General features: G+C 44.5%; 17 protein-coding genes. 7 read left to right on the forward strand and 10 right to left on the reverse strand.

The genetic code is table 11. From position 1 onward, the window contains the following. Positions 1 to 23: 23 nt before the first annotated feature. The 5 genes from ABLT31_RS08820 to dapF all read right to left on the reverse strand — a co-directional run bounded on the left by ABLT31_RS08820 (position 24) and on the right by dapF (position 5,056). Positions 24 to 2,852 carry a DEAD/DEAH box helicase gene (locus tag ABLT31_RS08820; RefSeq protein WP_367750798.1) on the reverse strand — a complete coding sequence of 943 codons (2,829 nt, stop codon included), beginning with the start codon at positions 2,850 to 2,852 and terminating at the stop codon, positions 24 to 26. Between the two features lie 97 nt (positions 2,853 to 2,949). Then, positions 2,950 to 3,450 (reverse strand): GNAT family N-acetyltransferase, encoded by a 501-nt coding sequence (locus tag ABLT31_RS08825; protein WP_367750800.1) that lies wholly within the window; start codon positions 3,448 to 3,450, stop codon positions 2,950 to 2,952. A gap of 92 nt (positions 3,451 to 3,542) precedes the next feature. Further along, the gene (locus ABLT31_RS08830; RefSeq protein ID WP_367750802.1) at positions 3,543 to 3,761 is read right to left on the reverse strand and encodes a hypothetical protein; all 219 of its coding nucleotides are present in this window, start codon (positions 3,759 to 3,761) and stop codon (positions 3,543 to 3,545) included. A gap of 57 nt (positions 3,762 to 3,818) precedes the next feature. Continuing rightward, positions 3,819 to 4,157 (reverse strand): hypothetical protein, encoded by a 339-nt coding sequence (locus tag ABLT31_RS08835; RefSeq protein WP_367750804.1) that lies wholly within the window; start codon positions 4,155 to 4,157, stop codon positions 3,819 to 3,821. 41 nt (positions 4,158 to 4,198) lie between these two features. Further along, positions 4,199 to 5,056: a diaminopimelate epimerase gene (gene dapF / locus ABLT31_RS08840; protein ID WP_367751357.1), complete on the reverse strand. Its 858-nt coding sequence runs from the start codon at positions 5,054 to 5,056 to the stop codon at positions 4,199 to 4,201. 103 nt (positions 5,057 to 5,159) lie between these two features. Between dapF and ABLT31_RS08845 the strand changes: the two genes are divergently transcribed. After that, entirely contained in the window at positions 5,160 to 6,671 is a 1,512-nt protein-coding gene (locus ABLT31_RS08845; RefSeq protein WP_367750806.1) for an S-layer homology domain-containing protein, read from the forward strand. Positions 6,672 to 6,822: 151 nt separating this feature from the next. After that, positions 6,823 to 7,131 (forward strand): hypothetical protein, encoded by a 309-nt coding sequence (locus ABLT31_RS08850; protein ID WP_367750808.1) that lies wholly within the window; start codon positions 6,823 to 6,825, stop codon positions 7,129 to 7,131. A 38-nt stretch (positions 7,132 to 7,169) separates the two neighbouring features. Here ABLT31_RS08850 and ABLT31_RS08855 read toward each other — a convergent pair whose 3' ends face one another. After that, positions 7,170 to 7,874 carry a gamma-glutamyl-gamma-aminobutyrate hydrolase family protein gene (locus tag ABLT31_RS08855; protein ID WP_367750810.1) on the reverse strand — a complete coding sequence of 235 codons (705 nt, stop codon included), beginning with the start codon at positions 7,872 to 7,874 and terminating at the stop codon, positions 7,170 to 7,172. A 158-nt stretch (positions 7,875 to 8,032) separates the two neighbouring features. Between ABLT31_RS08855 and ABLT31_RS08860 the strand changes: the two genes are divergently transcribed. Then, complete coding sequence (locus tag ABLT31_RS08860) at positions 8,033 to 8,860, forward strand: M55 family metallopeptidase (protein ID WP_367750812.1); 828 nt, start codon at positions 8,033 to 8,035, stop codon at positions 8,858 to 8,860. 68 nt (positions 8,861 to 8,928) lie between these two features. Here the strand turns inward: ABLT31_RS08860 and cls are convergent, their stop codons facing one another. Continuing rightward, positions 8,929 to 10,506, reverse strand: coding sequence for a cardiolipin synthase (gene cls, locus ABLT31_RS08865; RefSeq protein WP_367750814.1), 1,578 nt, complete (start codon positions 10,504 to 10,506; stop codon positions 8,929 to 8,931). Positions 10,507 to 10,741: 235 nt separating this feature from the next. Here cls and ABLT31_RS08870 point away from each other — a divergent pair, with 235 nt between their 5' ends. Next, positions 10,742 to 11,167 carry a Fur family transcriptional regulator gene (locus ABLT31_RS08870; protein ID WP_367750816.1) on the forward strand — a complete coding sequence of 142 codons (426 nt, stop codon included), beginning with the start codon at positions 10,742 to 10,744 and terminating at the stop codon, positions 11,165 to 11,167. A gap of 55 nt (positions 11,168 to 11,222) precedes the next feature. Here ABLT31_RS08870 and ABLT31_RS08875 read toward each other — a convergent pair whose 3' ends face one another. After that, positions 11,223 to 11,660 carry a universal stress protein gene (locus tag ABLT31_RS08875; RefSeq protein ID WP_367750818.1) on the reverse strand — a complete coding sequence of 146 codons (438 nt, stop codon included), beginning with the start codon at positions 11,658 to 11,660 and terminating at the stop codon, positions 11,223 to 11,225. A gap of 125 nt (positions 11,661 to 11,785) precedes the next feature. On the opposite strand from ABLT31_RS08875, the gene ABLT31_RS08880 reads away from it, so the two are divergent. Further along, the gene (locus ABLT31_RS08880) at positions 11,786 to 12,199 is read left to right on the forward strand and encodes a DUF309 domain-containing protein (protein ID WP_367750820.1); all 414 of its coding nucleotides are present in this window, start codon (positions 11,786 to 11,788) and stop codon (positions 12,197 to 12,199) included. Between the two features lie 45 nt (positions 12,200 to 12,244). Here ABLT31_RS08880 and ABLT31_RS08885 read toward each other — a convergent pair whose 3' ends face one another. Continuing rightward, complete coding sequence (locus ABLT31_RS08885; RefSeq protein WP_367750821.1) at positions 12,245 to 13,042, reverse strand: C39 family peptidase; 798 nt, start codon at positions 13,040 to 13,042, stop codon at positions 12,245 to 12,247. A gap of 222 nt (positions 13,043 to 13,264) precedes the next feature. Between ABLT31_RS08885 and ABLT31_RS08890 the strand changes: the two genes are divergently transcribed. Beyond that, a complete protein-coding gene (locus ABLT31_RS08890) occupies positions 13,265 to 13,723 on the forward strand; it encodes a hypothetical protein (protein WP_367750823.1) in 459 nt (152 codons plus the stop codon). On the opposite strand, the gene ABLT31_RS08895 is transcribed toward ABLT31_RS08890, so the two are convergent. Continuing rightward, positions 13,720 to 14,454 carry a thermonuclease family protein gene (locus tag ABLT31_RS08895; RefSeq protein WP_367750826.1) on the reverse strand — a complete coding sequence of 245 codons (735 nt, stop codon included), beginning with the start codon at positions 14,452 to 14,454 and terminating at the stop codon, positions 13,720 to 13,722. The two genes, ABLT31_RS08890 and ABLT31_RS08895, sit on opposite strands and share 4 nt — an antisense overlap. Before the next feature lie 148 nt (positions 14,455 to 14,602). Between ABLT31_RS08895 and ABLT31_RS08900 the strand changes: the two genes are divergently transcribed. After that, complete coding sequence (locus ABLT31_RS08900; protein WP_367750828.1) at positions 14,603 to 14,902, forward strand: DUF1292 domain-containing protein; 300 nt, start codon at positions 14,603 to 14,605, stop codon at positions 14,900 to 14,902. Positions 14,903 to 14,923 lie beyond the last annotated feature (21 nt).

The following is a 14,923-nucleotide window of genomic DNA, read 5'->3' on the forward strand; positions in this document are numbered from 1 at the left end:
CTTCCCTCCCTCCAGGCTCCTTGTTACTCCTCTAGCAATTGGTTCCTTAACATCAACAGCTCTCGAAGCTCATGGGAAGACATCTCGGTAATCCATGTTTCCCCTTGCCCCATAATATCGGAAACCAGCTCTTTTTTCCGCTCAATCATTAAGTCAATCTTCTCTTCTATTGTACCAAGGCAAACGAATTTATGAACGTGCACGGTTTTCGTCTGACCTATGCGGAAAGCGCGGTCAGTCGCCTGGTTTTCTACAGCAGGATTCCACCAGCGATCAAAATGAATCACCCGATTGGCTCTGGTGAGGTTTAATCCAATTCCTCCCGCTTTCAAGGATAATAGAAATATGGGAGACCCATTTTCTGCTTGAAATTGAGAAATCATTTCGTCGCGTTGATCTTTCGTCAATCCTCCATAAAGAAAAGGAACCGGAACTTTCCATTTTTTCTCTAGCTCTCTCTTAAGCAAATGCCCCATCTGGGCGAATTGCGTAAAGAGCAAGATTCGATCTCCCTCGGCCAGCATTTCCTCCATCAACTCGCGCAGGCGATCCATTTTTCCGGAACGAAAGCCTTCCAGGGAGTCTCTTTTCATAAACAAGGCAGGATGATTGCAGATTTGCTTTAATTTAGAAATTGCAGCAAGAATCAGCCCTTTTCTTTCCATTCTGCTCTTATCCGTTTCCTTCTTCAAAAGTTCTTCTACCACCCGTTCATAGAGGACAGCCTGCTCGGGTGCGAGGTAGCAATATTCTTTTTTCTCTATTTTATCCGGCAGATCTTGAATGACGTCAGGATCGGACTTGGAACGGCGGAGGATAAACGGGCTGACAAGGCGCTTAAGCGTATCCATTCGCTTCTTATTGCCGTCTTTTTCAATCGGTAAAACAAACTCACGGCGAAAAGCTGGCTGAGGTCCTAAAAAACCTTTGTTGAGGAAGTCCAAAATCGACCACAATTCATTCAAACGATTTTCTATAGGCGTTCCTGTCAGCGCAATGCGATGCCCCCCTGACAGCTGCCTGATCGCCCTGGATTGGATGGATCCTATGTTTTTAATATGCTGCGCTTCATCAAGGGCCACTCCATCCCAATCCAGCAGAATCAAATCCTCATGATCCCGCTGCACAAGAGAGTAGGTGGTGATCACAAGATCGTACTGGGCTACCTGGTTTCGCAGCTTTTCCCCTGAAAGCCGGTCCGGACCATGATGAACAAAAACGGATAAATCAGGCACAAACCGTTGAATTTCTTTTTGCCAATTTCCAAGCACAGAGGTCGGGCAAATGAGCAGAAAGGGATGCTTCACCCAATCTTGTTCCTTACAGTAAGCCAGGTAGGCTAGAAATTGAATCGTTTTGCCCAGCCCCATGTCATCGGCAAGACATGCTCCCATTCCCCATTTGCGCAAGTGAATTAACCAAGACATCCCTAATTTTTGGTAAGGGCGCAACTCTCCCTCAAACCAGTCCGGCGGAGCTAGGATGTTATGCCCACTCTCCCCTAAGGTAAGCCATTCTTCCAGCCAGCCCTGCACATCCGCGGACCGAACCTCCACAGGAGCCAGCTCCTCATCGTCGATGGCGGCATGAAAAAATAAAGCATCCCTAAGCGTAAATGACTTCCGCTTCATCTGCTTCTCGATCCAGCTCGCTGATTTCTGAAGTTCCTCCGGATTTAATTCAATCCACTCTCCCTCCAGCCGAAACAGCGGATCTTGGTTTGAAGACATCCGTTCCCATTCTTCCCAGCTCAGTTCACGATCTCCTAATGCCAGGGTAAAGTCAAAATGAAGGAGGGAATCTAAACCCATTCCGCTTGGTTCCAAGCTATCAGCGTAACGGATGTTCATTTTTAGTTTATTTCGCTTATTTTGCAGCAAAGAGGAAGGCACGAAAACGGCATAGCCCTTTTCTCTTAACTCCGGCGCTATTTTCTTGAGAAAGCGATAGGCCTCCTCCTTAGTGAAGCGGTAACCGGTTGGATGATTTATCCATAGATGCTCCTGGTCCGAAAGCATTCTTGATGCTTCAGCCAGCTCGAGAAGCAATAAGTGGCGCTCCCTTGGGTCCTGCAATTCCATCCATCCGAAAAGGCGTCCTGAACGGTTCATCCAGTAAAATCGCAAATGCCATACTTCCGGGTCCTTCGAGGGTTCCAGGCGAAATGCACATTTTCCAGGGTCTTCACTTTGTTCTTCGTCTTTGGCTGCCCAATCTGCATAGGCATGGTAAAGCTCTTCCCACTTCGCACCCTCACCTCGGACATGCTCTTCCATGCAAAGGCGATGCATCCATTCCTCATGGAGGTAAAAAGGCTTGAATTTTAACAGCTTGCCTAATTGGCTCGTCTTGAGTGAAAACTTGGTATTAATCACTTGACGAACCCATCCGTCCAATACATCATGGGCAAATGAAACAATCCACTCTTTCGCTCCCTGTCCTTCGGGAACAAAAGCTTGCCCTCGCTCCATCCATAGCGCCATTTCCTCTGTTTCCTTAGGCTCATCGGAAAGAAGCTGCCACTTGGCAAAATAGCCTTCACCTTCAGTGACCAAACTGGGGAAGAAAAGACCTTTACCGGCTAAAGTCATGACCCATTGGCTCAATCGGATCCAAAAGCCGAGTTCATCGGAAATCCGGTTTCTATGAACAGATAATTCATGCAGCGCCTCAGCCATTCGAATCCGGGAAAGATAGATTCTTTGCTCATTTTCCCCTTCCTGGGCGTCCCATAGCAGTTCCCGAACCCCAGCCGGGACAGCACAAGGCTTTTCCCCATCATGCGCCCAAATGCAAAAGGCATACTCTTCATTCATCCGATTGGATGTATATGTACCATACAGCGTGATCATGTGCAGAACTCCATCCCTGAAATCATGATCTTATTATAACAGAAGGTCTTTCCTAAAAAAAAAGATGCTCCGTAAAAGGAGCTTTCCCAAGACAACATTACTTATCCCTTTCATATAGAAAAATGACCCCGACATTCGTGGAATCCTTTCGGACAAAACCCAGTTCTGTAAGATGCTTTACCATAGGTTTATTGTCTAGTCCTGTTTGGCAGCTGATATGCCTTGCGTTAGGAAACGTGTCGAATAGCTGGGCGATCAGCGCCTCCAAGGCGGTTCGGACAAATCCTCGCCCTCGGTATTCATCAAAGATACAAATGGACGTTATATCAATCGATAACCCAAAGAAATCAAAGGGCCTTGAAAAAGCTTCGACGAATCCAACATGTTCTTCATCGGCGTAGATCATATAAAATAGATAGTCCGGGGGATTCTGCAGCTTATCCGTTACAATCTCGGAGCCATCCTTCGTGTGAAAAACGGTATCCTCCAGCCACTCGCAATGTTCCTCGTGCTTCTGCAGCGCGGGCTCCTTGACCCAATATTCTAACATTTTCCAAACCTCTTTGGCTTGGATCTTCGTTCTCAATTCCAGCTTCAAGGAATATCATCCTTCCTGCATGTCCAACTTTGCACTTACATTATACACGAAAACGCCGCATAAGCGGCGTTTTGATTTAAAACTTTTCGTAATTAACGGTAGGCAATATAGCCCTGGAGCCTTTGCTTCAATTCGCTTTTAGACATCGTACTTGGTTCTCGCAAAGAAGGGTCTGCTTTTTCTAAACGCTGGACCTCATTCAAATAGTCCATATACCAAACAGCGTTGCGGCTCCCCACTACAAACTCTTCATAAGCTTTTACTTCCGATTTTTTTGCCACCGGTCCGTTCTTAACGGCATCCATTGTCATCTGCTTTCTTCCTCCTTGCAGTATGTACATTCATCCGTTAATACTACCATATTCCATTTAATAACGCCAATATCTTAAATAATTAAAATGGGCAGTCGGAATCTCCTTTATAATTTGACCTTTTTCGTCAAGATAAATTTCATATTCCTGAAATTTCTCAACCCTCCAATCGCCATCTATAAATTGCCCAGCTGGCTTCCACTCCAGAATCATGGACGGGGTTGAAATTCCGATCTCGATTGGAGATGTCGCAGCTTCCCGGTCCAGGCTATCCAAAACATTTTTCGGATTTAAATGTCCTTCGGGCGCTAGGATGGCCATTGCTATAAGCAAATTAAGCACGAGTACAAGCAAAGTAAAACCTTGCATCGCATTCGATGAATATTGTTCCTTCATTCCAATCACCTCAGGAACAGTATATGTACAGGCTGAGGGGTTTAGGTCAAATAAAATACGCCATCTGCAATGAACTCAGCAGGGCCTGTCATGAATACCCGATCATCTTCCGACCACACAATTTCCAAATCTCCCCCAAGGAGATGCACAGTAACCGGCTGATTTTTCTCCAATCGATGGGTTAAGACTCCAGCCACCACCGCTGCGCAAGCGCCTGTACCGCAAGCCTGGGTAATCCCGGATCCCCGTTCCCATACTCGGAAAATAACCTCCGTCGGACTAACAATCTGGATAAACTCCACATTCACTCGCTCCGGAAACAAGGGGGACCATTCGATCGCCTTGCCTTCCCGAGCCACGTCGATCTCATCGATATCCTCCACTACAATAACCGCATGGGGATTCCCCATCGATAAAGCCGTCAAAGCATACTCGCGATCATCCTCAAACTGCCAGATTTCCTGAATGGTTTCAGATTCCGGATCCCCTTGCATAGGTACTTCTTTTTTCTTTAGCCTCGGTCGCCCCATATTAACCGTTATAGAGGAGACCTTATTGTCCTGCAGGTTGATTTGAGCCTCTACGATGCCTCCCAGGGTTTCAATAGAAAATCGGGTTTGCTGCGTCAGCCCGCGATCATAGACAAAACGCGCCACGCAACGAAGGCCATTGCCGCAGTTCTTCGCCTCTGATCCGTCGTTGTTGAACACTCTCATCTTAAAGTCTGCCTGATCTGACGGACAAATTAAAATCATTCCGTCTGAACCGATACCGGTATTGATTTGAGACACCTTTACGGCCAAATCGGCAAGATCTTCCTCCAATAGCTTTTCCTCAAAACAGTTGACATAGATGTAATTATTTCCCAATGCATGCATTTTCGTGAACTTCAACACCATTTCCACTCCATTTCTTCGAGATCACTCCATTTCCTCTTATTTCCTGATGACCCCTAGGTTTGCCTCTTATAAGATTAAAGTATCAAAACCAAGGAGAAACGGGATGATTAAATGGATTTTCAGCCTCTTTGTCATTATCTTTAGTTTAACAAGTACATCGCTTTCTGCCCAGTTGCCCAACCTCAATAATTTGATTTACTTATACGGCGGCACATCCGATACATACAAAAAACAACTGGAGAAGACAAACGGTCAAGTGGGCATGCTATCTCCCAATTATTTCAATCTAACAGCAGATGGCCAATTGATCTCTGAGGTGGATTCGAAATTCGCAAGCTACGCTCAAGCCAAGGGATACCGCATTACACCCTTTATCAGCAATCATTGGGATCAGCAAATTGGGATAAAAGCTATGGAAAATCGGCAAAAGCTAGCCGATGATTTAGCCTCCGCTATTTTGAAGCACAATTTAGATGGTGTCAATATTGATATTGAAAACCTTACGCCTGCACAAAGAGAAATGCAAACGGAATTTTTAAAAAGACTGGCTGACCAACTAAGGCCTCATGGCAAGACGGTCAGTATTGCCGTAGCACCCGCTCAATATGAAACTGCTAAAGGCTGGGTGGGCTCTTACGATTTTGAAGCGATTGGCAAAATCGTCGATATGGTCTTTATTATGGCCTATGACCAAAGCTATCCGAATGGTCCTGCAGGACCTGTTGCAGGTTTGCCTTGGGTAGAAGAAACGGTTCGCTTTTACCTTAAGAAAATACCGAAAGAAAAAATAGTGTTGGGGGTCCCTTTTTACGGGCGCTACTGGACTGAAACCGACAAAGGAAAAGGAATTCTTTATCCGGCAGCTATGGACCTAATCACGAAAAACAATGCTACTGTGGTATACGACGCCAAGCATAAAACGATGAAGACAGAATTTAGGGATCAAAAATCAGGGAAAAACTATCAAATCTGGTTTGAGAATGCGGAAACCCTTCAGGAAAGAATCGGCTTGGTGGAAAAATATCAGCTCCGGGGCTGGGGGGCTTGGCACTTGGGGCAAGAGGATACGCGTATCTGGACGGCCCTCAGCGGAAAAAGTAAAGCCTTTCAGGACATTGTGTCTCACTGGGCTAAAGATGATATTTTAGCTATGAAAAAGCGGGACCTACTTCGCGGATACCAGGATCAGACTTTTCGTCCGGAAAACGATATCACAAGAGAAGAAATTGCCACGCTGTTTACTCAAGCCCTACGCTATGATATCAAGACAGAAGGATCCTTTAAAGACGTTTCAACCGCCCGCTGGTCTTTCCCTTATGTAAGCACCATTTCCGTTTATGGAATGATGAAAGGATACCCAGATCAAACCTTCCGTCCCGGTTATCCGATCACCCGTGCGGAAATAGCCACGGTCTTGGCTCGAAGTTTTGCCATCGCACCTGAGGGAACTTTGAACACCACATTCAGTGATCTAGGCAACCATTGGGCTAAAGAAGATATTATGAAACTGCAAAGGGCTGGCATCATTTCCGGGTACCAAGACGGCACCTATCGACCTGATGAAACCGTGTCCAGAGCAGAAACAGCAGCCATGCTTCATCGCATCTTACAATAGGATCCTGATACACACAAAGGGATGTTCTCTTGACTGAGGCATTCCTTTTTTATGTTTCCACAAAATCTTCAAATTATCCGCCATTGGACTAAAGGAAAAAATGCATATAGTTCGAATTATTGAAAGGAGACATTTAGGGGAGGAATTGGGAATGAATTATATCGTATTGCAGAACATCACACTTCGCGACTTTAATAATGAACTGATAACGGAAACTGATTATCTTCACGGGGAATTTAACCTTCCCTACCTATCGCCTGGCGTTACTTTTATTACTCCAGCATTGGGACTAAAGGGATTTGAGATTGTCGTCGATCCCCGCATTGAACCCAAAAAGTATAAGGTACTAGATATTGAAATCAGCCTTCTGGAAACGGGCGATGCTCCAATTAAAGTATACCTTGAGCCGATTGCGTTAATTATCGGTCAGCACGATATCGGCGATGTTCTTCAAAATTAAACAAACAATGAAAGGAGTCCCCCCTTGCGGGACTCCTTTTACTTGGCCGTACAAGCCGCGACAAATGCTGTAAAAAGCTTGAACATAATGGGATGTTTCAATATGAGGTCCTCGGGATGCCATTGAACGCCCAGTACAAACGCATGTTCCCGACTATCGAAGGCCTCGATCACCCCATCCGTCGAAGTTGCAGCAATACAGAAGCCGTCTGCTAAATTTCGGACTGCTTGGTGGTGAAAGCTGTTAATTTTAATTCGTTCTTCCCCCATGATGCGGTGCAAAAGAGTCTTTTGGCGAATATCAGCATAATGCGAAACATGGTAACGCGGTGCATTTTGACTATGCTGAAGGAGGGGGGAGCTTTTCTGAGTATAGATATCTTGATACATATCTCCTCCTGCCGCGATATTCAGGATTTGGCAACCACGGCAGATTCCTAAAATCGGTTTATCCAGGGAAAGCATTTCTCGAATCAGCAGGACTTCAAGAGTATCCCGTTCCGGAGTAATGGATCCCAACGATGGAAGGGGTTCATCCCCAAATAGAAAAGGGTCTATATCTCCTCCGCCCGTAAGCAGCAATCCGTCTAATTGGGAAGCGATTTGACGGATCGTTTGCTCATCTTCCGCATAAGGAAGGATAAAGGGGAGACCGCCAGCCTGTAATATCGCTTGAATATTCTCTTTTGGCACTTTAATATGTGTCCCATCAAAGGAAGCTGTGATTCCTATCAAAGGTTTCAAAATTACTCCCCCTTTAGCCTATACTTTTTGCTTTAACTCCTATATCATGTTACAGATATATCGCTGCAAAAGAACATCCTGCTCTTCATTATGAATATGCAAAGAAGCTGGGATGAGATCCAATGAAAGCATAAACATTTTAAGGAAGGTGTCAAGTCTTGAAATTATTTATTTCAGCAGATATGGAAGGAATATCAGGCATCGTTGACCCTAGTTACATTAATCCTGATCAGGGGAAAAATTACGAGCGAGGAAGAGTGTTCATGACGCATGATGTCAATGCCGTGATAGAGGCAGCGGTGGAGTATGGGGCAAAAGAAATACTCGTGGCCGATAGCCATGAAAAAATGACGAACCTGTTAATTGAGCGTCTCCATCCGAAAGCCATCCTGTTATGCGGATCGCCCCGGGATTTTTCCATGATGCAAGGACTGGATAGCAGCTTTGATGCGGCTCTCTTTATTGGCTACCATACTCGACAAGGCGTACCGGGGGTATTAAGCCATACCATGTCAGGCGTGATTAGAAATCTATACATAAATGGACAAGTGATGGGAGAGTTCGGGTTTAACGCCATTTATGCAGCCCTTTTCGGGGTTCCTGTATGCTTGGTTTCCGGAGACGACCAAGTAGCACAGGAGGCCACTGCCCTGCTTCCCGACATTACCGCGGCGGTGGTAAAAACGGCCATCTCGCGTACCTCTGCCTCATGCCTCTCGCTGCAAAAAAGCAAAGAAATATTAGCCGAAAAAACCAAACGAGCCCTAGCTTCTATTCCCGATCTGGCTCCCCTCAAGGTTAGCTTGCCACTCGAACTGGCCATCGACTTTGCTCATGCCGGACAAGCAGAAATGGCTGCCATTCTGCCAGGAACGAAACATGCAGCAGGAACATCTACGGTCTCATTCACCGCCTCCGATCAGTTTGAGCTGTACCGTGCGATGAGGGCCATGATCAACCTCGCGGGGACCGCAGCCTTCTGCTAAAAGCGATGGACCTGCGGAACGAATGCTCCTCTTTTGACCAACTAAGGAGATTTTGCCTCCTTGGTTGGTTAAAGCATCGGTGACATTAGCCTGGCTACTGATTCTTTGATTTTCTCGCGGAATGGCCTTTTTGCGAACTCCTCCAGAAGAATTTCCTCGCCGTCCAGCAAGTCCTCCAGAAAATCCTTTTCCAACCGTTCTGCAACCTTGGAGTCATAGATGACCGCACTAACTTCAAAATTATGATGGAAACTGCGGATGTCTAAGTTGGCTGTTCCCAAGGCCACAATTTCCCCATCTGCAATGATGATTTTGGCGTGAATGAATCCTTTTTTATACCGGTAGATCCGGACTCCCGCTTCCAATAATTCAGTGAAGTATGAGTGTGAGGCCCAAAACACGACAACATGGTCAGGGATGCCTGGTACGATAATCCGAACATCCACTCCACTTAAAGCGGCTGTTTTCAGCGCCATTAGGATACTGTCATCTGGGATGAGATAAGGGGTTGTTATATACACCGTACGATTGGCTTGGGTAATCAATGAAAAATAAAGCTTCAGGATATACTCCCAATCGGAATCGGGACCGCTGGCCGCAATTTGAATGAATAACTCTTCCTGTATTTGGTGCCGGGGAAACGAATGGGTAGCACAGAATATATTCTGGTTTGCAGTAAATCTCCAATCCAAAAGAAAAATCAGCTGTAAGAAATACACGCTGTCCCCTTCAACCATCATATGCGTGTCTCGCCAGAACCCTAATCTTTTATGTTTCCCCAAGTATTCATCCCCAACATTCAACCCGCCAACAAACCCAACCCGGCCATCTACAATGGCAATTTTTCGGTGGTTGCGGTAATTTACCTTTCGGAGGTATGGGAAAAGGATGGGCGAAAAAACGGCTACCTCTACCCCTGCACCTTGCAGCTCTTGGATGTATTTTGCAGGCAGCTTTCGGCTCCCTAAGCCATCAATGATAACCCTTACCTTTACTCCTTCTTTTGCCTTAGCGATAAAAAGCCGCTTTAGCTTTTGGCCGATCTCATCATCCCTGACAATAAAAGAGATGAAGTGAATATGGTCCGTTGCCCCTTCCATTTCTCTAAACATCGCTTCAAACGTAGCCTCGCCGTTTGTAAGAATTGTCGCTTGATTAAACCGGGTCATCGGAGAACTCGCATTATGCAGCAATAGGTTCACGATACGTTCCGGTTTCGACTTTAACTCTACTTCCATCGTTTCATTGAAATCGTAGGGAAGATCGATGATGTGGCGCAATTCATTCAAATCAATGGTCTTATTTTTGTATCTTCTCTTTTTCCTCACATTTCGTCCAACAAAAATATAAAATATAAATCCAATAATAGGAAAAATAGTTAAGATAACCAGCCAAGCCACCGTCCGGGATGGATTTCGATTCTCCAGCACGATAATCGAAGCAATCAAAAGGATGGATAAGGTGAATAAGATGGTGAAAAAATGGGTAATCAAATAGGTTGCAAGGGTTAAAAATGCCGATTCTTCCTCAAAGGATAGCACAGGAAATGGTGCCCAGCTTGAGAGCTGTTCCAGTAGATAATGGTAATAAATTCCTATAAAAAAGCCGGATAGGAGAATTAATAAAAACATCAACTTCGACCGCATCCGCATGCTCCCTTCTGCTTTCAATAGGGACGTAGATAAGTTATTATTGCTCTATCTTCAACTAAAGCTATAAGGAATGCTTTTACAGTTTCCCCTTATTGGGAAATATAATGAGCCAGGATATTTGTTTGAATTTATTTGTAATTATTACACATACATTATATACTATTAGGTAATAAAAACAATACTATTGCTAAAGGAAGCCCGGTGATCACAGGATACTTGGAGGTAACCCATGATGAAAGAAAATATGATTGACCTAGTCATTGAAAAAATTAAGGAAAAGGGCGGGCGAGTGACGATCCAGCGCCTCGCAATCATAAATGTGCTATTGAAGCTAGACCATCCTACAGCGGAAGAGATTTTTCAATTTATGAAGAAAGAATTTCCTACGTTATCCTTTACCACCGTGTATAATACCCTTCATTCGCTCCATGAAATGGGGATCTTGCGGGAATATCGGTTCGGGGAAGCCTCGCGGTTTGAGATGGCGGAACATGATCATCACCATTTCCTATGCTACTCTTGCGGCAAAATGGAGGACATCGATGAATCGGAGGTTCAGATTACTCCATCCCTTGAGGTCTCTTCGCGTTATCAATTTGTGGATACTGAGGTCGTATTAAAAGGATATTGCAGCGATTGTAAACCCGCTACTTAAATACCAGAAAAAAAAGAAAACATAGGGATTTATTTTCCCATGTTTTCTTCCATGCCTACTTTATGATGTAAACCGGGCAAGTCGATTTTTGAACCACATAGTGACTTACACTGCCTAAAAACATTTCTTTTAGCCCGCTTAATCCCCGGCTACCCATCACAACGAGATCGGAATCATTTTGTTTAACGAAATCGACAATAATAGGGGCTGGATTTCCTTCTAATACAAAAGTTCTTGTCTTGTTTGGCAAGTCTTTAATTTTTTCCTCTACACCATCCATCATTTCTTTGGCGGAAGCTAGATGAGCCTCTCGAATGCGATCATCGTTATAGGCTCCGTAATAGGCTACCGAAGTAGGGATATTGACTACAGTAAGGACGTCTAGCTCTATTCTTTCATCTTGCTTGGCTAACATGATCGCAGTTTCCAGTGCCCTATTGCTCAGATCGGAATTATCGAAAGGTACAGCAATGCGAGAACATACGGTTAACATATTCATCTTCCTCCCCGAAGGAATAATATACCATTTGCTACACTTTTATTATACATCCATGGTATTTTAATAGCTGTGAACAAATTATGTTTTTTCGTACCTAATTGAAGAAGGAGGAAACTGTCTTGTATGACCGGCTTTATATTGAATACCTCTATTTTTTCAACAAACAGCGAGACTATTACGAATGTCATGAAGTGATGGAGGAGTTGTGGCTGCAGGAAGGCAAAAACAAACTGCTGCAAGGACTTCTTCAAGTCGCTGTCGGACTCTATCATTTTCGCAATGGCAACATCACAGGCGCTATCAAGCTCTTCGAGCAGGCGTTAGCAAAATGTGGAGAGTCGTGGAATGGGGAGCTGGGGATCAAGAAAGAGAAGCTATTCCAGGAAGTTCAAGTGTATCTCGCGAAACTCCATCAATATGAGTCCACACCATTTTCCTTTTATGACCTTACCATTGAGATCACAGACCCTCATCTCGACCAGCTCGTATCGGACTGTGTCCCTGAAGGAGTGGCGGAGGAAGATAAATTCTGACGGTATCCAAAAATAACGGGCCCTGGGAGGCCCGTTATTTTTTTCTTACTTAAGCACATACCAATGCTTCTCATCTACAATCGACACCGCTTGACTGCCCAGCTGTTTCCAGCTTTCAATAAACGTGCGCTTAGAAACCTTCTGCGCCTTCGTTCCAGTCAAGGGATCATTAATGTATATATGCAGGTCGTCGTAGCCTACTAGCAGTACAGCGTGCAACTGAAATGTAGCTTTGATCGTCTGATCTTCCCTTTTCCAAGATACCCATTTATCCGTTGGTTGGTAAGAAACTGTCGTCCAGGCCACAACAGGCCGGCCTTGACTGAGTACCCATTCAACCTCTTCAAAGCTTTTGCCTGATAAATTAACAGCCCCTTTTGGAACATATTCCTGCAAAAGCTGAAATAAAGGGCCGTTATAAACGCCGTATCCTTTCCTTTTCCCAGTGATATCCCCGACAAATCCTTGATTGGGATCACCCCATTCCTGTATTTCTTGCAAGGATGAGCCTTTAAACGGTGTCGGGTCTTTTCGGACTTTGGCTGCTAGCTCCATCTTGTCCACAGACCTCCCCGAAGCAGCCAGAAGCATGGCTAAGCTCGTTACCTCACAGCCATTGTACAATTCGGGCAATTGTCGTATGGCAGGCACATCTACTAGAACAGAATGAGCACGTTGTGTAATTTTTGTTAAAGAAGTTTTGGATTCAATCTCCGGATGGTTTTTCTTCGCTTCAACATCCTCGGTCTGGGCTTGGGTTTTGTGTACCGGACTCACGGTTGTCTCTTGGTAAAAGAAAAGGCCGGCTAAAAGAACACTGATTATAAATAAAGATTTTCTCATAAATAAACCTCGAGCATGATTTCATGTCATCTAATTAGTAACGAAGTGGAATTTCCGACAGGATAAAAAATCCCGTCGACATAAAGAATTCGACGGGATCTACCTATTCTCCTTCTCTGATAAGCTTACGCACATGGTTCCTCAAGTACGATCCAATATGTAGATACCATTCCCCACAACTTTGAATAAACTGTAAAACTACTTCTCTAAGGAGGTAAGTAAGTGTCCAGGAAAATCAAAAAAAGTATCCTGCGCAAGCTAGACAAAAAAATCAGAAAGCTAATCAAAAAGAAAAAAGTGATCGGTTCCGGAAAAGCAAGGATTGTTTATGACCTAGGCCATGGAAAGGTACTAAAGGTTGCCAAAAAAACATGTGGAGTTAAGGATAATGAAAACGAAGTCAATATCTATAAATCGTCATCTTCCTCAATAAGAAAACATCTGGCTCGAATCAAAGACCACGGTACAGGCTGGTTAATCATGAAAAAGGTGCACAAGGAGTTTCCGAGGTCCATTCATTATAAAAAGAAATTATTAAAACTTAAACATAAGTTGAAAAGACATGGGATTATACCGGCAGATATTTTAACTCGCCACAATAATCCCAAACGGTCGAATCTACGTATAAAAAAAGGCAAAATTATTGTCATTGATTATGGAAAGTTCAAATTGAAAAGTTAGTGTGCCATGGTACAGCCAGAAACCTGACACATTCTTCGGCCGCTTGCTTGTGCTTCCTCTTCGCTTTGAAAATACACTTTATTGCTTTCTAGGATGCTCGCCGCACCCGGACAACCAAACTCATGATATACCTGGGAATTCCTAGAAGCAATAAACCCTTCGTTTGCTGATGTCTCAGCGGCAGACTGCTGTTTCCGTTCCTCAGTCGGTTCCAACGTCTCCTCATGCACCTCTTCCCATAAGCCACGCCCTTCTTCCCTAGCTTTCTTCTGCAACTCCAGAAGGTATTCTGCATGATCTGGATTATCCTTGAAGGTATACACTTGGGCATATCCTTCTGCCACAAGGTGTCCATTCACGAACGTACCATCTGCCAGCCAAACCCAAGCCAACCATCTGTCATACTTGTCCTTCGGTGTTCTCCCCCACTGCAGCCACACCTTCTTTCCTTCAAGGAGCTTCTGGGTATACTTGCTGGCTTGCTTGCCATAATACTCGACGGGCCGCCTGGGATCTACGGATTCAGGAGTATTAATGCCTATCAGACGAACCTTTCGATTATCCTCAAGAACGAACGTATCCCCATCAACCACTCGTTTCACCAAACCCTGCTCTGCATTGTCCGGTACGGCTAGGTTATCTGCAGCTTTTGGAACGCACCCAACAAGCATCCAACCCACTATAAGCAATATTACCCCTAGCAGGAAATAATCGTACGGTTTTCTGCGCAAACTATTCACCTCTATATTATTAAAAATGGCTTTATGTGTTTGTAAATTTTTCGTATAAAATGAATTTACCCTTGGGAAGATAGGCAATGATAAGATATACTGATAGTAACCTTACCCAAGATGGTAAGGAATGGAAAGGGGAATTATTATGGATCCAATCGAAGTAGGCGAAATTTTTACCCTCGTTGACGAAAACAATGAGGAACAAGAAGTCGAAGTTTTAGGCATGATGGAGATTGAAGGCTCCAATTATATCGCAGTCAGTTTTTTGCAAGAAATTGAAGAAAACGAAGATGAGGATATTGACGTATTTTTCCTTCGCATCGACGGGGATGGGGAACTTGCCGCGATTGAAAGCGATGAGGAATTTGATAAAGTGGCCCAAGCTTTCGAATCCGCCATGGAAGAAGAACACGAATGCGACGACCCTGAGCATAATCATAGCTAACACCATCCCCCCTGTTGAAGG

The sequence above is a fragment of the Ammoniphilus soli genome (assembly GCF_040813775.1).